Annotated in this window: 18 protein-coding genes; 14 read left to right on the top strand and 4 right to left on the bottom strand. The window is 59.7% G+C overall.

What is annotated here, in order from left to right; all coding sequences use genetic code 11:
• The first annotated feature begins 393 nt into the window (after nt 1–393).
• From PQR62_RS20325 to PQR62_RS20285, 9 genes are all read left to right on the top strand, one after another.
• Nucleotides 394–1,422, top strand: a complete 1,029-nt coding sequence (locus PQR62_RS20325) for a KpsF/GutQ family sugar-phosphate isomerase (protein WP_408159847.1) — start codon at nt 394–396, stop codon at nt 1,420–1,422.
• Entirely contained in the window at nt 1,422–1,961 is a 540-nt protein-coding gene (locus PQR62_RS20320) for a KdsC family phosphatase (RefSeq protein WP_408159846.1), read from the top strand. The genes PQR62_RS20325 and PQR62_RS20320 overlap by 1 nt, the downstream gene beginning before the upstream one ends.
• Complete coding sequence (gene lptC / locus PQR62_RS20315) at nt 1,958–2,566, top strand: LPS export ABC transporter periplasmic protein LptC (protein WP_408159845.1); 609 nt, start codon at nt 1,958–1,960, stop codon at nt 2,564–2,566. The genes PQR62_RS20320 and lptC overlap by 4 nt, the downstream gene beginning before the upstream one ends.
• A gap of 45 nt (nt 2,567–2,611) precedes the next feature.
• On the top strand, nt 2,612–3,223 hold the full coding sequence (gene lptA / locus PQR62_RS20310) for a lipopolysaccharide transport periplasmic protein LptA (RefSeq protein ID WP_408159844.1): 612 nt from the start codon (nt 2,612–2,614) through the stop codon (nt 3,221–3,223).
• A 1-nt stretch (nt 3,224) separates the two neighbouring features.
• Complete coding sequence (gene lptB / locus PQR62_RS20305; protein WP_408159843.1) at nt 3,225–3,965, top strand: LPS export ABC transporter ATP-binding protein; 741 nt, start codon at nt 3,225–3,227, stop codon at nt 3,963–3,965.
• Between the two features lie 21 nt (nt 3,966–3,986).
• On the top strand, nt 3,987–5,480 hold the full coding sequence (locus PQR62_RS20300) for an RNA polymerase factor sigma-54 (protein ID WP_408159842.1): 1,494 nt from the start codon (nt 3,987–3,989) through the stop codon (nt 5,478–5,480).
• Nucleotides 5,481–5,592: 112 nt separating this feature from the next.
• Entirely contained in the window at nt 5,593–5,952 is a 360-nt protein-coding gene (hpf, locus tag PQR62_RS20295) for a ribosome hibernation-promoting factor, HPF/YfiA family (RefSeq protein WP_408159841.1), read from the top strand.
• Nucleotides 5,953–6,373: 421 nt separating this feature from the next.
• Nucleotides 6,374–6,685 (top strand): Grx4 family monothiol glutaredoxin, encoded by a 312-nt coding sequence (gene grxD / locus PQR62_RS20290; protein ID WP_408159840.1) that lies wholly within the window; start codon nt 6,374–6,376, stop codon nt 6,683–6,685.
• A 58-nt stretch (nt 6,686–6,743) separates the two neighbouring features.
• Nucleotides 6,744–7,325, top strand: coding sequence for a UbiX family flavin prenyltransferase (locus tag PQR62_RS20285; RefSeq protein ID WP_408159839.1), 582 nt, complete (start codon nt 6,744–6,746; stop codon nt 7,323–7,325).
• A 126-nt stretch (nt 7,326–7,451) separates the two neighbouring features.
• On the opposite strand, the gene PQR62_RS20280 is transcribed toward PQR62_RS20285, so the two are convergent.
• The gene (locus tag PQR62_RS20280; RefSeq protein WP_408159838.1) at nt 7,452–8,210 is read right to left on the bottom strand and encodes an SDR family oxidoreductase; all 759 of its coding nucleotides are present in this window, start codon (nt 8,208–8,210) and stop codon (nt 7,452–7,454) included.
• A 264-nt stretch (nt 8,211–8,474) separates the two neighbouring features.
• Nucleotides 8,475–11,153 carry an alpha-ketoglutarate dehydrogenase gene (gene mdeB, locus PQR62_RS20275; RefSeq protein WP_408159837.1) on the bottom strand — a complete coding sequence of 893 codons (2,679 nt, stop codon included), beginning with the start codon at nt 11,151–11,153 and terminating at the stop codon, nt 8,475–8,477.
• 176 nt (nt 11,154–11,329) lie between these two features.
• Between mdeB and PQR62_RS20270 the strand changes: the two genes are divergently transcribed.
• From PQR62_RS20270 to PQR62_RS20250, 5 genes are all read left to right on the top strand, one after another.
• On the top strand, nt 11,330–11,812 hold the full coding sequence (locus PQR62_RS20270; RefSeq protein WP_408159836.1) for an Lrp/AsnC family transcriptional regulator: 483 nt from the start codon (nt 11,330–11,332) through the stop codon (nt 11,810–11,812).
• A gap of 296 nt (nt 11,813–12,108) precedes the next feature.
• Entirely contained in the window at nt 12,109–12,408 is a 300-nt protein-coding gene (locus PQR62_RS20265; RefSeq protein ID WP_408159835.1) for a hypothetical protein, read from the top strand.
• Nucleotides 12,409–12,549: 141 nt separating this feature from the next.
• Entirely contained in the window at nt 12,550–13,119 is a 570-nt protein-coding gene (locus PQR62_RS20260; RefSeq protein ID WP_408159834.1) for a DUF3455 domain-containing protein, read from the top strand.
• 176 nt (nt 13,120–13,295) lie between these two features.
• Entirely contained in the window at nt 13,296–13,853 is a 558-nt protein-coding gene (locus PQR62_RS20255; RefSeq protein WP_408159833.1) for a sigma-70 family RNA polymerase sigma factor, read from the top strand.
• Complete coding sequence (locus PQR62_RS20250) at nt 13,850–14,572, top strand: anti-sigma factor (RefSeq protein ID WP_408159832.1); 723 nt, start codon at nt 13,850–13,852, stop codon at nt 14,570–14,572. Before PQR62_RS20255 ends, PQR62_RS20250 begins: the two co-directional genes overlap by 4 nt.
• 85 nt (nt 14,573–14,657) lie before the next feature.
• Here PQR62_RS20250 and PQR62_RS20245 read toward each other — a convergent pair whose 3' ends face one another.
• Nucleotides 14,658–14,924: a hypothetical protein gene (locus PQR62_RS20245; protein ID WP_408159831.1), complete on the bottom strand. Its 267-nt coding sequence runs from the start codon at nt 14,922–14,924 to the stop codon at nt 14,658–14,660.
• Nucleotides 14,925–15,111: 187 nt separating this feature from the next.
• Nucleotides 15,112–16,821, bottom strand: coding sequence for a methyl-accepting chemotaxis protein (locus tag PQR62_RS20240; RefSeq protein WP_408159830.1), 1,710 nt, complete (start codon nt 16,819–16,821; stop codon nt 15,112–15,114).
• Nucleotides 16,822–16,985: the final 164 nt, after the last annotated feature.

Below are 16,985 nucleotides of genomic sequence, written 5' to 3'. Positions count from 1 at the left end.
GATTTCTGCCAGTGCGGTTAGGTCCGCCGAGTTCAGTCTCTCCCCGGTCGTTGTTTTATAGTTTTTTGTGCGACGCGAAGACTAAGAAGTTGTGACAAATCCTGAAACAAAAAGCTGAGACCTTCGCCTGTCGGCAAGCCCAAGCTTCGCATCGGCACCGCCGTTTTCGGCCGGTCAACTGCGCTCTTGCACGTTTCGCTGTGCTTGCCGTGGTCCTGAAAGTTGCCGGCCCGCTCGACATTTCGGCCATCCCCGGCAAAAGTCTGCCGCCGGGATTTCGCATCGCAACATCCACGCTCCTAAAAAGTGCAAGTGGAGTTTCGAGTTCTGTCAAGACACACCGGCTTACATCTGGCAAGTTTCTTGCTTTGCTAATTCGTTTATACTTCGGTTATGAGTTTAACCGATGATAAAACTACGCCTGCCTCTTTTTCGCCCGAACACGCGCGGCGCGCGCTTGCACTGGCCCGCCAGACGCTGCAGATCGAGGCCGACGCCATTCTGGCGCTGAAAAACCGCCTGTCCGACGACACCGGCGAACCGCTGGCACTGGCCGTGCAACTATTGCTCAATTGCAAGGGGCGCGCAGTCGTTTCAGGCATCGGCAAATCGGGCCACATCGGTCGCAAGATCGCCGCCACCTTTGCCTCCACCGGCACCCCCGCCCTGTTCATGCATCCGGCCGAAGCCGCCCATGGCGACCTCGGCATGGTCACGCCCAACGACGTCTTCATTGCCATCTCGAACTCCGGCGAAACGGCTGAGCTGATGGCCATCGTGCCCATCATCAAGCGCATGGGCGCCGGCCTGATCGCCATGACCGGCAACGATGAATCCGCTCTGGCGCGCCTGGCTGCCGTGCATCTGAACGTCGGCGTGGCACAGGAGGCCTGTACCCTGAATCTGGCGCCCACCGCCAGCACCACCGCCACGCTGGCGATGGGCGATGCCCTGGCGGTATCGCTGCTGGATGCGCGCGGCTTCCGCGAAGAAGATTTTGCGCGCTCGCACCCCGGCGGTGCACTGGGTCGCCGTTTGCTGACCCATGTCCGCGATGTGATGCGCAGCGGCGATGCAGTGCCGTCCGTGCGTCCCGACGTATCGCTGTCGGCGGCCTTGATGGAAATCACCCGCAAGGGCATGGCGATGACCGCCGTGGTCGACGATCAACATCGTCCGCTCGGCGTATTCACCGACGGCGACTTGCGCCGTCTGCTGGAACAGGGCCAGGACCTCACCCGATTCTCGATTGCCGACGTCATGCACGCCAGCCCGCGCACCATTCATCCCGATCAGCTGGCGGTGGATGCGGTGCAGGTGATGGAAGAATTCCGCATCAATCAATTGCTGGTCGCGGATGCGCAAGGGGTGCTGGTCGGCGCCCTGCACATTCACGATCTGACACGCGCCAAGGTGATCTGATGAGCGACGTGTTTGCAAGCGCAGCGCTGGAAAAAGCAGCCGCCACCCGGCTGATGATTTTCGACGTCGACGGCGTGCTGACCGACGGCGGCTTGTACTACGGCGCCGACGGCGAAGCGCTCAAGCGTTTCAATGCGCTGGACGGCCACGGCATCAAGATGCTGCAACAGTCCGGCGTGGCGACGGCGATCATCACCGCGCGCCAGTCGCCGTTCGTGATCCGGCGTGCCAAGGATCTGGGCATCGCCCACGTATTTCAGGGCGTGCACGACAAGCGCGTGGCATTCAGCCAATTGTTGCAGCAGACCAGCCTGACGCCGGCCGACTGCGGCTATCTGGGCGACGATGTGATCGATCTGCCGGTGCTGGTGCAGGTCGGCTTCAAGGCCTGCGTCGCCAACGGCCATCGCGATGTCAAGTCGCGCGCCGACTACATCACGCAAGCCGGCGGCGGCAACGGCGCGGCGCGCGAGATCTGCGACCTGATCATGACTGCGCAAGGTAACTACGAGGCGGCGCTGGCGTCGTATCTGGCATGAGCAACCACAGCGGCGAACGCGCAGCGCAACGCATCCGCATCGGCATCGTGACGGTGGTGCTGATCGCGCTGGCGCTGGGCAGCTTCTGGGTGCTGCAGGTCATGCAGCGCAGCATGGACGACAAACTGTCGGACCGCCCGCGCACCAAGCCTGACTACTATCTGGAAAATTTCCACTACGTGAAGATGGCGCTGAACGGTACGCCGCGCTACGACATTTCCGGCATCAAGATGGTCCACTTCCCGGCGGATGATTCCTTCGAGGTCACCAAGCCCGTGGTGCACAGCCTGACCAAGGAAAGACCGCCGATGGAGTTGTACTCCGACACCGCGCGCATCACCGACGAACAGACCAAGATTCACATGTACGGCAACGCCAATGCAACACGCGGCGCCAGCGGCAAATCGCAACCCATGCATCTGAAATCGGAATATCTCTTGCTGCTGCCCGACGATGAAATCGTCAAGACCGACAAACCGGTTGAAATCACGATGGGCACCACCAAACTGAATGGCACCGGCATGGTCGCCAACAATGCGACACAAGAAGTGAAATTGCTCAGCAGTGTGCGTGGTTACTACGAACCACAGGCGCGCAAGCGCTGAAACCGAACGCGGAAAATACTTATAACGTACGCCCGACAGGATTTTATGAAACGCTCCCTCTTATTGCCGTTCATGCTGCTGATGACTCTGAGCGGCATCGCCCACGCGGAAAAAGCCGACTCCGAAAAGCCGACCCGCATCGAGGCCGAACAGATGGTGTACGACGATGTGCGCCAGATCAAAACCTTCACCGGCAACGTCGTGCTGACGCGCGGCACGCTGCTGATCAAGGCCGGCAAGGTGGTGCTGACGACCGATCAGTACGGCTATGAATTGGCAGTGCTGTATGCAGCGCCGGGCCAGTTGGCCAGCTTCCGCCAGAAGCGCGATGGCGGCCCGAATCTGTGGATAGAGGGCCATGCCGAACGCATCGAATATACCGAGCAGACTGAAATTTCCAAGCTATTCAACCGCGCGCACATCCAGCGCATGGATGGCAGCCGCATCACCGACGAAGTGAACGGCGAGTTCATTTCCTATGACAGCCGTTCCGAGTTCTACTCGGTCAACAACACCGCCGCCGGCGAGAGCAAGCCGGGCGCCGGCCGCATCACCGCGATCATTCAGCCGAAGACGCCGCCGGTGCAAGTACCGGGCGATCCGGCCTCACCGCAGATGCAGCAGCAGACGCCGGCGCAACCAAAGAAAGGCCCTTGATATGGCAAGTTCTCTGGTGGTCCGCGGCCTGAAGAAAAGCTATGGCGCGCGCCAGGTGGTGCGTGACGTTTCGCTGCAGGTCGAAAGCGGCGAAGTGGTCGGATTGCTGGGCCCCAACGGCGCCGGCAAGACCACTTCGTTCTACATGATCGTCGGCCTGGTGCCGTCGGACGGCGGCGAAATCGATCTCGACGGCGCCGCCATCTCGCGCATGCCGATTCACAAGCGCGCCACACTGGGTCTGTCGTATCTGCCGCAGGAGGCTTCGGTATTTCGCAAGCTGACGGTGGAAGACAATATCCGCGCCGTGCTGGAACTGCGTCGTGAAAACGACAAGCCGCTGAGCCGCGATGAAATCGAAGGCCGTCTGAATAATCTGCTGCACGAATTGCAGATCGAGAAGCTGCGCGACAGCCAGGCGCTGTCGCTGTCGGGCGGTGAACGCCGGCGCGTGGAAATCGCGCGCGCCCTGGCCACCGATCCGCGTTTCGTACTGCTTGATGAACCATTCGCAGGTATCGATCCGATTGCCGTGATCGAGATTCAGCGCATCGTGCGCTTCCTTAAGGAACGCGGCATCGGCGTGCTGATCACCGATCACAACGTGCGTGAGACGCTGGGCATCTGCGACCGCGCTTACATCATCAATCAAGGGACGGTGCTGGCCAGTGGCAGCCCGGACGACATCATCGCCAACGAGTCGGTGCGACGCGTTTATCTTGGCGAACACTTCCGCATGTAGCAAGCAGGCCTCAAGGATTAGATGAAACAGTCGCTCCAGTTACGTACTTCGCAACACCTTGCATTGACGCCGCAATTGCAGCAGTCGATCAGGCTACTGCAATTGTCGACGCTGGAACTGCATCAGGAGCTGGAACAGATTCTGACCGACAACCCTTTGCTGGAACGGATGGATGATGCACTCGATAATTCGGTGCGGCTGTTGGCCGACGGCGCCATCAGCAATACCCAGTCCTCGGGCATCAGCGAAGGCGGCGAACATCAGGGCGAGAGCACGCCGGCCTCCGGCGACACCGATCCCGGATTCGAATTTCAGGAACTGTCGCCCCACACCGATACCAGCATCGCCGGCGAAAGCGACTGGAGTTTCGACGATGTCGCCCGCACCGGCAAGACGCCGGATGACGAGGACGCCCGCCCGCAACTGGAAGCCCACGAAACTACGCTGCGCGAACATCTGCTCGAACAGATTCGCGTGACCGCGCGCACCGTGCGCGACCGCGGCCTGCTCGAACTGCTGACCGATGCGCTGGACGAACATGGTTATCTGGAAGAACCGCTGGAAGAAATCCACGCCCGCATTCCGGAAGAACTGGAAGTCGATCTTGAAGAGTTGTCGATCGCACTGACGCTGCTGCAAAGTCTCGATCCCGCCGGCGTGGGCGCACGCTCGCCGAGCGAATGTCTGGCGCTGCAGATCCGGCGCATGCCGAAAGTGGCTTTCGTTACGCGCAAGATGGCACTGCGCATCGTTGAAGAATGTCTGCAGTTGTTTGCACAACGCGACTTCAACAAGATCAAGAAAGCGCTCGATTGCGACGACGAAGATCTGCGTGAAGCGCAGGCGATCATCCGCCAATGCAATCCGCATCCGGGTTCGGAGTTTGCCGGTGATGTATCGGACTATGTGGTGCCGGACGTGATCGTCAAATATTCCAAGAACGGCTGGCAGGTTTTACTCAACCACGATGTGATGCCCAAGCTGCGCGTGAATGCCATGTACGCCAATGCGCTGAAGCAGGCCAAAGGCGAAGTTTCGCTCACATCGCAGCTGCAGGAAGCCAAGTGGCTGATCAAAAACATGCGTCAGCGCTTCGACACCATACTGCGTGTGGCACAGGCCATTGTCGAACGACAAAGAAACTTTTTCTCGCACGGAGCGGTCGCCATGAGACCCCTTGTGTTGCGTGAAATTGCTGATACACTGGGTCTACACGAGAGCACAATCTCTCGCGTGACGACTCAAAAATATATGCTGACGCCACACGGCATGTTTGAGTTGAAATACTTCTTCGGCAGCCATGTCGCAACGGAAACAGGTGGAGAAGCGTCCTCTACCGCGATACGGGCCCTGATCAAACAACTGATAGGAGCAGAAGACCCCAAAACCCCCCTCTCTGATAGCAAGATTGCGGATATGCTGGCTGAACAGGGCATGGTGGTTGCGCGACGCACCGTCGCGAAATACCGGGAAGTTCTGAGAATTCCACCAGTCAATCTTCGCAAATCCTTATAAGTTTTTCTGTAGTAATTTGCACCACGTCACTGTGTTCAGGCGAAAATCTGACAACATTGCATGACCGCTCAGACCGCAGGAACCTCCAGCGACTTCACGATAGGAGAGTTGTATGAATCTGACCATTAGTGGACATCACCTCGAGTTGACCCCAGCCATTCGGGAGTACGTGCAAAGCAAGTTGGCGCGCATCAAGCGGCATTTCGATCATGTCATCGATATCAGCGTCATTCTCAGCGTCGATAAACTGACAGAAAAAGAAAAAAGGCAAAAGGCCGAAATCAACGTCCATATCAAGGGGAAGGATCTTCATGCAGAAAGCATCGCCCACGATCTCTATGCGGCCATTGACGCATTGATCGACAAGCTGGATCGCCAGGTCATGAAACACAAGGACCGCATCCAGAACCACCATTCAGTGGCCAAGCGCCTGCCGGACGAGTCCGACATTGAACCGGCGGCTGCAACATAAATAAACACTTGCCGTGAAGAACCGGCACACAGATGAAAGGGCGCTGCGGCGCCCTTTTTTGCGTCCCGCCTCTCGCGCGTTTGCTTACGCGGCGATACCGCAACAGCCCGGCTGAATGTGTATAAATAATTATCGCATTGGCGCCAGTCTGATTTCTGCGCTTGATATTCCCCTCACAAACCCGCATTTGATCATCAAGACAGTTTTTGCTGCAAAGGCAGCCATGACGTCGATCCGGCCCTGCGCATTGCCGGATGTCAACATCGACTGCCACTGCATCCGAGATGTTCCGCCGCGAGTAAAACGCGCCGGAAACCAGCGGAAAAACCACATTTTCACGCCGGCAAAAAGCCCGAGTCTTCAACGCGCGGGCCCGCTTTTCCCTATAATGTCGGCAATCATCATTTTTTGAGGTAATGCCATGAGCGACGTTCAATCCTGGATCAAGGAAACCGTATCCCAAAACGCTGTTGTGCTGTTCATGAAGGGCACTGCACAATTCCCGCAATGCGGCTTCTCCGGCAAGGCGATCCAATTGCTGAAGGCCAGCGGCGCCGACAATATCGTGACCGTGAACGTGCTGGAAAGCCCGGACGTGCGCCAGGGCATCAAGGAATACTCGAACTGGCCAACCATCCCGCAACTGTATGTGAAGGGTGAGTTCGTCGGCGGTTCGGACATCATGAACGAAATGTACGAATCGGGCGAACTGCAAACCCTGATCAAGGGCTGATCCCAGCCCTCTGATCCGTCATCCGGCCCGCGCCATCTCTTCCGCCAAGCCCCCCGACATGCCTGCACGCCAGCGCCTGATCATCGCCATTACCGGCGCGACAGGTGCAGTGTATGGCGTGCGTCTGCTGCAATTGCTGGTCGATCATCCGAGCATTGAGACGCATCTGCTGATCTCCGACGCCGGCGTGCTGAATCTGCATCAGGAAATGGATCTGGGCCGCAAGGAGGTCGAAGCGCTGGCCGCCGTAGTCCACAATGTGCGTGACGTCGGCGCCTCCATCGCCAGCGGATCGTTTGCCTCAGCCGGCATGATCGTGGCGCCATGCTCCATGAAAACCCTGGCCTCGATTGCGCATGGGCTGTCCGACAATCTGATTACGCGCGCGGCCGATGTCGTATTGAAGGAGCGCCGCCGCCTGGTGCTGATGGTGCGCGAAACGCCCTTCAATCTGGCCCACCTGCGCAACATGACCAGCGTGACCGAAATGGGCGGGATAATCTTTCCGCCACTGCCGGGCTTTTATCAGCGCCCGCAATCCATCGAGCAGATGGTCGATCACACCTTGGGCCGGGTGCTGGATCTGTTTTCGATCCAGCATGAACTGACGCCGGAATGGCGCGGCATGAAGGGCAACTGATTCTTCCGACGCCAGCGCTGCAGAAATTCGGAATGCAAAAAAAAAGCCGCAATGACTTGCGGCTTTTTTATTGGTGCAGCGTGACCGGATCAAGAATCCGGGCAGCGCCGCCGACACATCACGGCATCAACCGCGTCCGACGAAGGGCATGTTGGTCGCCATCACCGTCATGAACTGCACGTTGGCATCCAGCGGCAGGCTATCCATGTAGAGGATGGCCTTGGCGACGTGTTCGGCATCCATTGTCGGCTCGACCTTGGTCGAACCATCGGCCTGCAAGGTGCCCTTCTTCATCAGCGTGGTCATGTCGGTCGAAGCATTGCCGATATCGATCTGGCCGCAGGCGATGTCGTAGCGACGGCCATCCAGCGAGGTCGATTTGGTGAGGCCGGTGATGGCGTGCTTGGTCGCAGTGTACGAGACCGAAAACGGCCGCGGCGCATGTGCCGAAATCGAACCGTTGTTGATGATGCGTCCGCCGCGCGGCGACTGGTCCTTCATGATCTTGAAGGCTTCCTGCGTGCACAGGAAAACGCCGGTCAGATTGATGTCGACGGCCGACTTCCATTGTTCAAAGCTCAACTCTTCCAGCGATACCGGCGGCGCAAAAATACCGGCATTGTTGAACAGCAGATCAAGCCGGCCGAAGCGGTCGTGAGTGCGTTCGAACAGCGACTTCACCGACGCCGGATCGGCCACGTCGGCCGACACCACCAAGGCATTTTCGGCGGCCGCGCCAGCCAGTCTGGCGGTTTCCTGCAGCGGCTCAAGGCGGCGGCCGGCCAGCGCCACCCCGTAGCCCTCGCGCAGCAGCGCCAGTGATATCTGCCGGCCGATGCCGGATCCGGCCCCGGTGACCAACGCTATTCTTTTCGGTGCTGCCATTGTCTCTGCTCCTGTCTGAGGTTGTCAGTGTGTCGTTGTCGCGATGCGGTTTCACCCATACGAGCCCAACCGTTTGCGATCTGAATCGGCGGAGCATGGGATGTTGCCGCCTGCCGCCAATGAATAAGGCCGGTCACGCCTGACGCAACCGGCCTTCCAATATAGCAAAGCGAAACGCGGTCTTCGATGAGAAGTTTTCAATCCGCGCGGCTGATCTTCATGTCAGCCGTGCCTTGAGCAAACTTTCGCAAGCGCGATCCGAACTCAGACGCTGGTGGACAAAGGCTTGCCGGTGTCGATCCCGAGTGTCGCTGCAGCGTCCTGCAACAGCTTGCGGTCGTCTGCGAATATCTCCGCCAGCGCCGCGTAGGCAATCCACTTGGCATCCACCTCGAAGAAGTCGCGCAGATTGACGCGCGTATCGCTGCGACCGAAACCATCGGTGCCGAGCGTGACGTAACGGCCGGGCACGTAGGCGCGAATGCTTTCCTGCAAGGTGCGCACGTAATCGCTCACCGCGATCACCGGCGCCTGGCTGCCCTGCAATTGCTGCGTGACATAAGGCAAGGCGGTCTTCTCTGCCGACAAGCGCGCATTGCGCTCCGCCGCGATGCCGTCGCGCGCCAGCTCGGTATAGCTGGTAACGCTCCAGATTTCCGCCGCGACATTCCAGTGCTTGCGCAACAGTTCGCCGGCGGCAATCGCTTCCTTCAGCAGCGGCCCGGCACCCAGCAGACGCACCTGTGCTTTCGCTTGCGGCTGCAGGCAATACATGCCGCGCAGAATACCTTCCTCAGCGCCGGCCGGCATGCTGGGCTGTGCTTCATTTTCATTGGTGACCGTGACGTAGTAAAAGACGTCGTCGTTGCGCTCCAGCATGCGGCGCATGCCGTTGTCCACGATCACCGCCAGCTCGTATGCGTAGGCCGGGTCGTAGGAGACGCAGTTCGGAATCGTCGCCGCCGAGATGTGACTGCTGCCGTCCTGATGCTGCAAGCCTTCGCCGCCCAGCGTGGTGCGGCCTGAGGTGGCGCCGATCAGGAAACCGCGGGCGCGCTGATCGGCCGCAGCCCAGATCAGATCGCCGATGCGCTGGAAGCCGAACATCGAGTAATAAATGTAAAACGGCAGCATCGGCTGGCCATGCACCGAATAGCTGGTGGCGGCGGCAGTCCACGAAGAAATGGCGCCGGCCTCGGTGATGCCCTCTTCCAGAATCTGGCCGTCCTTGGCTTCGCGGTAATAGAGGATGGAGCCGATGTCTTCCGGCTCATACAACTGGCCTTGCGATGAATAGATGCCGACCTGGCGGAACAGATTGGCCATGCCGAAAGTGCGCGCTTCGTCAGCAACAATCGGCACCACGTACTGACCGATTTCCTTGTCCTTGAGCAGATTGCCGAGCTGGCGCACCAGCGCCATGGTGGTCGACATTTCCTTGCCGTCGGCTTCCAGCGCAAACTTGCTGTGCACCTCGATAGACGGCACCGCCAGCTTGCCGTCGCCGGCCTTGCGGCGCGGCATGTAGCCGCCCAGCGCGGCACGGCGCGCATGCAGATGCTTCATCTCGGCGCTGTCGTCGGCCGGCTTGTAGAAGGCCAGCGTGCGGCATTGCTCATCGGACAGCGGCAGCTTGAAGCGGTCGCGGAAGGCCAGCAGCACTTCTTCATCCAGCTTCTTCTGCTGGTGCGTCGTCATCTTGCCTTCACCGGCCGCGCCCATGCCATAGCCCTTTTTGGTCTGCGCCAGAATCACGGTCGGCTGGCCGCGATGATCGGCGGCGGCCTGATAGGCGGCGAAGATCTTTTTCATGTCATGTCCGCCGCGCCGCAGGCGATTGATTTCTTCGTCGGTCAGCGTGGCGCCGATGGCTTTGGTGCCGGCAGTCTGGCCGAAGAAGTGTTCGCGGTTGAAAGCACCGTCATTGGCCGCAAAGGTCTGCAACTGGCCGTCCACCGTGCGGTTGAGCGCATCCACCAGATCGCCGTCCTTGTCGCGCGCGAACAGTGCATCCCAGTCCGAGCCCCACAGCAGCTTGACCACGTTCCAGCCGGCGCCGGCGAACAGGGTTTCGAGTTCGTCGACGATGTGGCCGTTGCCGCGCACCGGGCCGTCCAGGCGCTGCAGATTACAGTTGACCACGAAGATCAGATTGTCCAGCTTCTCGCGCGAGGCCAGGCTCAGCGCCGCCAGCGATTCCGGCTCATCCATTTCGCCGTCGCCGAACACGCCCCAGACCTTGCGTCCCTGATCCTGCAGCAGGCCGCGGTTTTCCATATAGCGCAGGAAGCGCGCCTGATAAATCGCATTGATCGGACCGATGCCCATGGAGCCGGTCGGGAACTGCCAGAAATTGGGCATCAGCCAGGGATGCGGGTAAGACGACAGACCTTGCTTGCCGTGCTTCTTGGCTTCGATCTCGCGGCGGTAGAAGCCGAGATCCTCTTCAGTCAGCGCGCCTTCGAGAAAGGCGCGGGCATAAATGCCGGGGGCCGAATGCGGCTGGAAGTAGACGATGTCGCCGGCAAATTTGTCATCGCGTGCGCGAAAGAAATGATTGAAGCCGACTTCGAACAGATCGGCGGCAGACGCGTAGCTGGAAATGTGTCCGCCCAGTTCTCCGTAAGCACGGTTGGCGCGCACGACCATCGCCAGCGCATTCCAGCGCATGATGCTGGCCAGATGCTCTTCCAGCGATTGCGCATCGGAGCCGCCCGGGAACGGTGGCTCGTGCGCGGCACGGATGGTGTTGACGTAAGGCGTGTTGCGCGCATCGCGCCAGTTGATGCCCCATTGCTGCGCCGCTGCGCTCATGCGCGACAGCAGGAAACGGGCACGATCCGGACCGGCTTCGGCCAGCACGCTTTGCAGCGCCTCCAGCCATTCCTGCGTTTCTTGCGAATCGATGTCGATATCCCGGGCAATTCCACTGGCTGATGACATGTCCACTTCCTGGTCTCCTTAAGTGTTGGCTAATTAGCGTTCGTTGGTGTTCTTATCGGATAACAAACTACGATACGCCTTAAAGGGCAGCATGAGTCACCAAAATACCGGGACTGACTTACAATGTTCAGCAACTTATGCCGAATATTTCACCAACGCAGAATTAAATTTCAGACATGGAACTTGATACCACCGATTTACGGATTCTCAACATCCTGCAAGAGAACAGCTCCATCAGCAATCTGGAATTGGCCAGCCGCATCAACCTGTCACCCTCGCCGACGCTGGCGCGCGTGAAGCGACTTGAAACCGAGGGTATCATCTCGCGCTACGTGGCGCTGGCCGACCCGCACATGCTCGGACTCAAGGTCAACGTCTTCGTCAAAGTGATTCTGGAACGCCAGGAAGCGCACGCGCTGGCGCAGTTCGAATCGGCCGTGAGCGCCTTCGACGAAGTGATGGAGGTGTATCTCATGACCGGCGACGAAGACTATCTGCTGCGCATGGTGGTGCCGGATCTGCAGGCGCTGGAACATTTCATTCTCGACCACCTCACTAAGATCCCCGGCATCAAGAACATCCGCTCCAGCTTTGCGCTGAAACAGATCAAGTACAAGACCGCCTTGCCGGTGGTGGAAAAGTCGGCGGGCAAACGCTGAAGCGCTGCGATCAACTGCGAATCACCCGCGAATAGGCGGCAACAAGCAAGAAAACGAAGGCCCTTGATCAAGGGCCTTCTTCTTTTACGGCAACGAGTCGCCGCGCTTCTGCCTGCATGATCAGCCTGACAATAAAAACACGAGCCAGCCCGATCCCACACACCGCGATTGACTTTGTGCGACTCAAACCTTCCTCCTGGGCAATATGCGGATATTTCTTTTGCAAGGGCCGATTTGGCAGCCGGCTTCATCGATATAATGCGCCCCAGCACGAGCCCCTCAACGCTGCCAAAAAAATGAGTAAAACTAAAATCGGCGGTCTTATCCTGTTTTCGCTGGCCCTGTCGGCCTGCAGCGATGCGCCCAAAGACGCCAAGCTGAAAGATGGCGTGGTTCGCATTCTGGAAAGATTTCAAGCCCCGGCGACGCTTATCGAAAACGCCAGGAAGGCAGATGTCAGCGACGTCAACTGCAAGACGGAAGACCGCACGGCACGCTGCGATTTCAAGCTCGGCGACAAATCCTACGCCCTCAATCTGGTCAAGGCCGGAGATGACATCTGGGTCGTATCGATCCCGGACAAGAATCCGTTCTGAGCGCGGATGTTCCGGTTCTGAACATGGCTGAAAACGTCCTCGCATAAAATTTTTTTCGCGCACTGCATCCAAAACTGCATCTGGCGGGTAGTACCTGTATCGACCGACAAATCGATACCCTACAACTACCAGGAGCCTCTCATGCAACGCACTTCTTTCGCTTCCAACAGCCTGCGCCGCGGCGCCATTGCTTCGCTGATCCTGTCGTCCGCCGTGCTGGCAGCCTGCGCGCCCATGCAGCCCATGTATTCTCAGGACGCTTTGCCGGCTGCAGTCAAGGTGCCGGCCGGTAACCAGGTCGTGATGCAGACTGTCGGCGTCGGCGACATCACCTACGAATGCCGCGCCAAGAAGGACATGGCCGGCCAGTACGAATGGACCTTCGTCGGCCCCGACGCTGCGCTGAACGATCGCAGCGGCAAGCAGGTCGGCAAGTACTACGGCCCACCGGCCACCTGGGAAAGCATGGACGGCTCCAAGATCACGGCGACTCAGCTGGCGGTGGCACCGGCCGGCGCCGCCAATATTCCGTATCAGCTGGTCAAGGCGAATCCGGCCGTGGGCAGCGGCGCCATGAGCGGCGTGACCTACATCCAGCGCGTGGCGACCATGGGCGGCATCGCACCGGCCAGCCCCTGCGGCATGGCCAACATGGGCATCAAGCAGACCGTCAAGTATCAGGCTGACTACATCTTCTGGAAGGCGGCCTGAGTCTGATGCCAGTGTGAATCAGGTGATCGGCGGTGCGGCAGCGGATAACATGTTGCCCGTCCCGCGATCGCCTCAGTAAATCAGGACTGGCCGGAGCGCATGGTTATAATCCCTGCACCTTCGCCAGGGTCGCGCAGTATCGACCGGCCAATCCGATTTCTGAAAAGCCGCCTATCTTGCCTATCGCTCCCGACACCTTCGACTACGATGCCGCGCTGCGCGCTTGCGCCCGCGGTGAGCGTGGCGCGCTGCAAGGCCTGTATCAACAGGAAAGCCGTTATCTGCTGGGCGTGGCGCTGCGCATCGTGCGCCAGCGCCAACTGGCCGAAGACGTGCTGCACGACGCCTTTCTCAGTATCTGGAGCGGCGCCGGCGGTTTCGATGCAGGCAAAGGTGCCGGACGCGGCTGGATATATTCCATCGTGCGCAACAAGGCGCTCAATGCGATCCGCTCGCGCGAGCGCGAAGTCGCAGCGGATGAAGACACCGTGGAAGCGGTATTGCACGAAAACGCGGCGCACGACGCAGCCGAGGCCTTCGAGCTGAACGCCAGTCTCGGCAAACTCAACGACTGCCTGGCGCATCTGGATGCCAGCAAGCGCGCCAGCATTCTGTTCGCCTACGTCGACGGCTGCTCGCACAGCGAAATCGCGCAGCGGCTCAAGGCGCCGCTGGGTTCCGTCAAAGCCTGGATCAAGCGTGGCCTGGGCGCATTGCGGGAGTGCATGGCATGAACGAAGCAGAAGACCTGATGCAACTGGCCGGCGAATACGTACTCGGCACCCTGAATTTTGAACAACGGCAGGAAGTCGAACGCCGCCTGCCGGATGAAGCCGCATTGCGCGCCGCCGTCGCTCACTGGGAACAGCGTCTGCTGCCGCTGACCGCATTGGCGGAACCGGTGCAACCGTCCTCGCAACTCTGGCAACGCATAGAACGCAGCCTGCCGATGCTGACGCCGCAGCGCGTGCGCGAAGCCGGCGGCTGGCGCGAATGGTGGAACAGCCTGATGTTCTGGCGCTGGCTGGCCGCCGGCAGCTTTGCCACCGCCGTCGCGCTGGGCGCGCTGGTCGGCGTGCGCATGGCGAATCCGCCTGCCACGCCTGGTTTCATGGTGGTGCTGGTGGCGCCACAAGACAAGGCCCCCGGCTGGGTGGTGCAAACCGGCGCCAGCGGCGGCGGCAATGATCAACTGAACCTGATACCGCTAGCGACAGTGAGCGTGCCGCAGCAGAAATCCCTGCAATTCTGGACCAAGGGCAATGACTGGAAAGGCCCGGTTTCGCTGGGTCTGGTCAAACCGGGGCAAAGCCAGCGCATCAACCTGGACCGCCTGCCGCCGTTGCAGGCGGACCAGTTGTTCGAAATCACGCTGGAGCCCGAAACCGGCTCGCCGATCGGTCGTCCGACCGGACCGATTCTTTACATCGGTCGCGCGGTCAAGCTGACTTAGGCTGGCCCAGGAAATGCAAACGCCGCCCTGAGGCGGCGTTTTTAGGCACGCATTAGATGCGCGCGTCACAGAAGCAAATGCGCACTCAGCGGCGCACTACCTTTGAATAATCGACAGGCGGATTCTCGTCGTCGACGAGAATGCGTTGCACCACCACATCACACCATCCCACGCCGCGCGCGACCACCGTTTTTTCGTCGGCGCACACGCCCGGCAAGGCCATCTTGGGAAACAGCAAGGCGCCGTTTCTCAGCAGATGAACACCATCGATGATCCAGCCCTCAGCCGTTTCCGAATAGGCCAACAGATAACGGAATTCGCCGTTCTGACCTTCATAGACACCACTACGCATTTGCCTCACCCTGAACAATGTCTTGGCGCCCACCGTTCCCGCGGCCGGCGCTTTTTTAATGATGGGCTATTGTAACCAAGTTGTAGCACGAGATCAGCCCTGCGCTCTGACTAATCTTCGGCGACTGCGAGGCAAAAAGAAAGGTCCGCCGACCAAGCAGCCCTTCCTTTGACAGCGACTCAGCGAGTTAAGAATCATGCCTCGCAGCAACAGGCGCATGCAATGCCGCAGAATGGGCCGCAGCAAGCGATGTGTAATCCAGCACTACCGGCGCCGCTGTCAATGCGCTCAACGCTGGCATGGGCCTTCCCCTCCCTGCGGTCCTTGTGATCTCTGTTCTGACGACGGCAAGACTGTCGCCGAGTCGAAACACGCCGACCGTCTGCATCAGGCTGCTTGACTGATCCTGCAAGGATTGGGCGGCGGCGGCGGCTTGCTCCACCAGCGCCGCATTCTGCTGCGTGGTTTCATCCATCTGCACGATCGCCTGATTGACTTGCTCAATGCCGGCGCGCTGCTCACGCGTGGCCGAACTGATCTCCGCCACGATAGCGCTTACCCGGCGTACGCTGCTGACCACCTGATCCATGGTGGCTCCGGCCTGCGTCACCAGTTTGCCGCCGGCATCGACCTTGTCGACCGAATCGGCAATCAGCATCTTGATCTCCTTGGCGGCGCCGGCGGAGCGTTGCGCCAGATTGCGCACCTCCGAGGCCACCACCGCAAAACCGCGCCCCTGCTCGCCCGCGCGTGCCGCTTCCACCGCTGCATTCAAGGCCAGAATATTGGTCTGGAAAGCGATGCCGTCGATCACGCCGATGATGTCGACGATCCGGCGCGAGGCCTCGCTGATGGCCGACATGGTGCTGACCACCTGCTGCACCACGCCGCCGCTGTGCTGGGCCACCTCGGATGCCGATTGCGCCAGCGCGTTCGCCTGCTGCGCATTGTCCGCGTTATGGCGCACGGTCGCCGTCAACTGCTCCATGGCGGCCGCAGTCTCTTCCAGCGAACCGGCTTGCTGCTCGGTGCGCGACGACAGATCCAGATTGCCGTTGGCAATTTCCGCCGATGCGGTAGCAATGGTTTCAGCCCCGCCGCGCACACTGGCGACAATCCCGCCGAGACTCTGATTCATCTGCTGCAAGGCCATCAGCAACTGGCCGATTTCATCACGTGAACGCACGCTGATGCGGCTGCTCAGATCACCGTCGGCGACGCGCTGCGCGACCTCCACCGCGTGTTGCACCGGACGCGTAATGGAACGCGTGATCCAGAAGGCGCAGCCGCCGCCGGCCAGCACCGCCAGGGCGGCGATGCCGAGCATGATCAGGGTCTTGTTGCGATATTGATCGGCCGCGTCCTGACTGCTGCGATCCATCATCATCGAGCCGACTGCAATATAGCTTTTGACGCGCGCGATATATTTTTGCTGATCCTCGCGCAGCGTGCTCAACAACAATTGCGAAGCATCCATGGTGGCGCCGGTGGAGGCCAGCTCCAGAAATTTCTTCTGCCCCTCACTGTAGCGCGCACGCAGCCCGGTGATTTCGTCGAATGACTTGCGTCCCTGTTCGCTTGAAAGACGCGCCTTCAGCTTGTCGAGATTAGCCGTAATCTGATCCTCTCCGCGCCCGATCAGAGCGATTTCCTGCTTGAGCTTTTCATGATCGTCGATCAGCAAGAGATTGCGCATGGCGCTGGCGTTTTCACTGATGTTGAGCAGCACATCATTGGCCAGCAGCACCTGCGGATAACGATCCTTGACGATGCGCTGCGTGCCCTCGTTGAGCGTGCCCAGACTGGCGATGGCCAGGGCGGCGATCCCCGCCAGCAATGCCAGCACCAAGCCGAATCCCAGACCTAGCCTGGCCCCCAGTCGCAGATTTGCAATCACGATTTTCCCCTCCCGAAATCATATGGATATGCACAAGGACGTTTGCAGCACGTCTCGAAAATGACATGCTCAGTGACGCCTCTGAATGAGAACAGCAGCGCACGCCGCCCGCCGTCTTGCTGCTTCAGCAATATCGCGCGTTGAAATAAAAAAGCTGCGAAAGA

It is taken from the genome of Herbaspirillum lusitanum (assembly GCF_046025995.1).
GTDB lineage: Bacteria > Pseudomonadota > Gammaproteobacteria > Burkholderiales > Burkholderiaceae_D > Herbaspirillum > Herbaspirillum lusitanum_A.
This window is presented reverse-complemented; position numbering and strand designations above follow the sequence as displayed.

Coding starts and splice junctions, on each gene's coding strand:
- PQR62_RS20325 (WP_408159847.1), top strand. CDS start 394: ATGAGTTTAACCGATGATAAAACTACGCCTGCCTCTTTTTCGCCCGAA.
- PQR62_RS20320 (WP_408159846.1), top strand. CDS start 1,422: ATGAGCGACGTGTTTGCAAGCGCAGCGCTGGAAAAAGCAGCCGCCACC.
- lptC (WP_408159845.1), top strand. CDS start 1,958: ATGAGCAACCACAGCGGCGAACGCGCAGCGCAACGCATCCGCATCGGC.
- lptA (WP_408159844.1), top strand. CDS start 2,612: ATGAAACGCTCCCTCTTATTGCCGTTCATGCTGCTGATGACTCTGAGC.
- lptB (WP_408159843.1), top strand. CDS start 3,225: ATGGCAAGTTCTCTGGTGGTCCGCGGCCTGAAGAAAAGCTATGGCGCG.
- PQR62_RS20300 (WP_408159842.1), top strand. CDS start 3,987: ATGAAACAGTCGCTCCAGTTACGTACTTCGCAACACCTTGCATTGACG.
- hpf (WP_408159841.1), top strand. CDS start 5,593: ATGAATCTGACCATTAGTGGACATCACCTCGAGTTGACCCCAGCCATT.
- grxD (WP_408159840.1), top strand. CDS start 6,374: ATGAGCGACGTTCAATCCTGGATCAAGGAAACCGTATCCCAAAACGCT.
- PQR62_RS20285 (WP_408159839.1), top strand. CDS start 6,744: ATGCCTGCACGCCAGCGCCTGATCATCGCCATTACCGGCGCGACAGGT.
- PQR62_RS20280 (WP_408159838.1), bottom strand. CDS start 8,210: ATGGCAGCACCGAAAAGAATAGCGTTGGTCACCGGGGCCGGATCCGGC.
- mdeB (WP_408159837.1), bottom strand. CDS start 11,153: ATGTCATCAGCCAGTGGAATTGCCCGGGATATCGACATCGATTCGCAA.
- PQR62_RS20270 (WP_408159836.1), top strand. CDS start 11,330: ATGGAACTTGATACCACCGATTTACGGATTCTCAACATCCTGCAAGAG.
- PQR62_RS20265 (WP_408159835.1), top strand. CDS start 12,109: ATGAGTAAAACTAAAATCGGCGGTCTTATCCTGTTTTCGCTGGCCCTG.
- PQR62_RS20260 (WP_408159834.1), top strand. CDS start 12,550: ATGCAACGCACTTCTTTCGCTTCCAACAGCCTGCGCCGCGGCGCCATT.
- PQR62_RS20250 (WP_408159832.1), top strand. CDS start 13,850: ATGAACGAAGCAGAAGACCTGATGCAACTGGCCGGCGAATACGTACTC.
- PQR62_RS20245 (WP_408159831.1), bottom strand. CDS start 14,924: ATGCGTAGTGGTGTCTATGAAGGTCAGAACGGCGAATTCCGTTATCTG.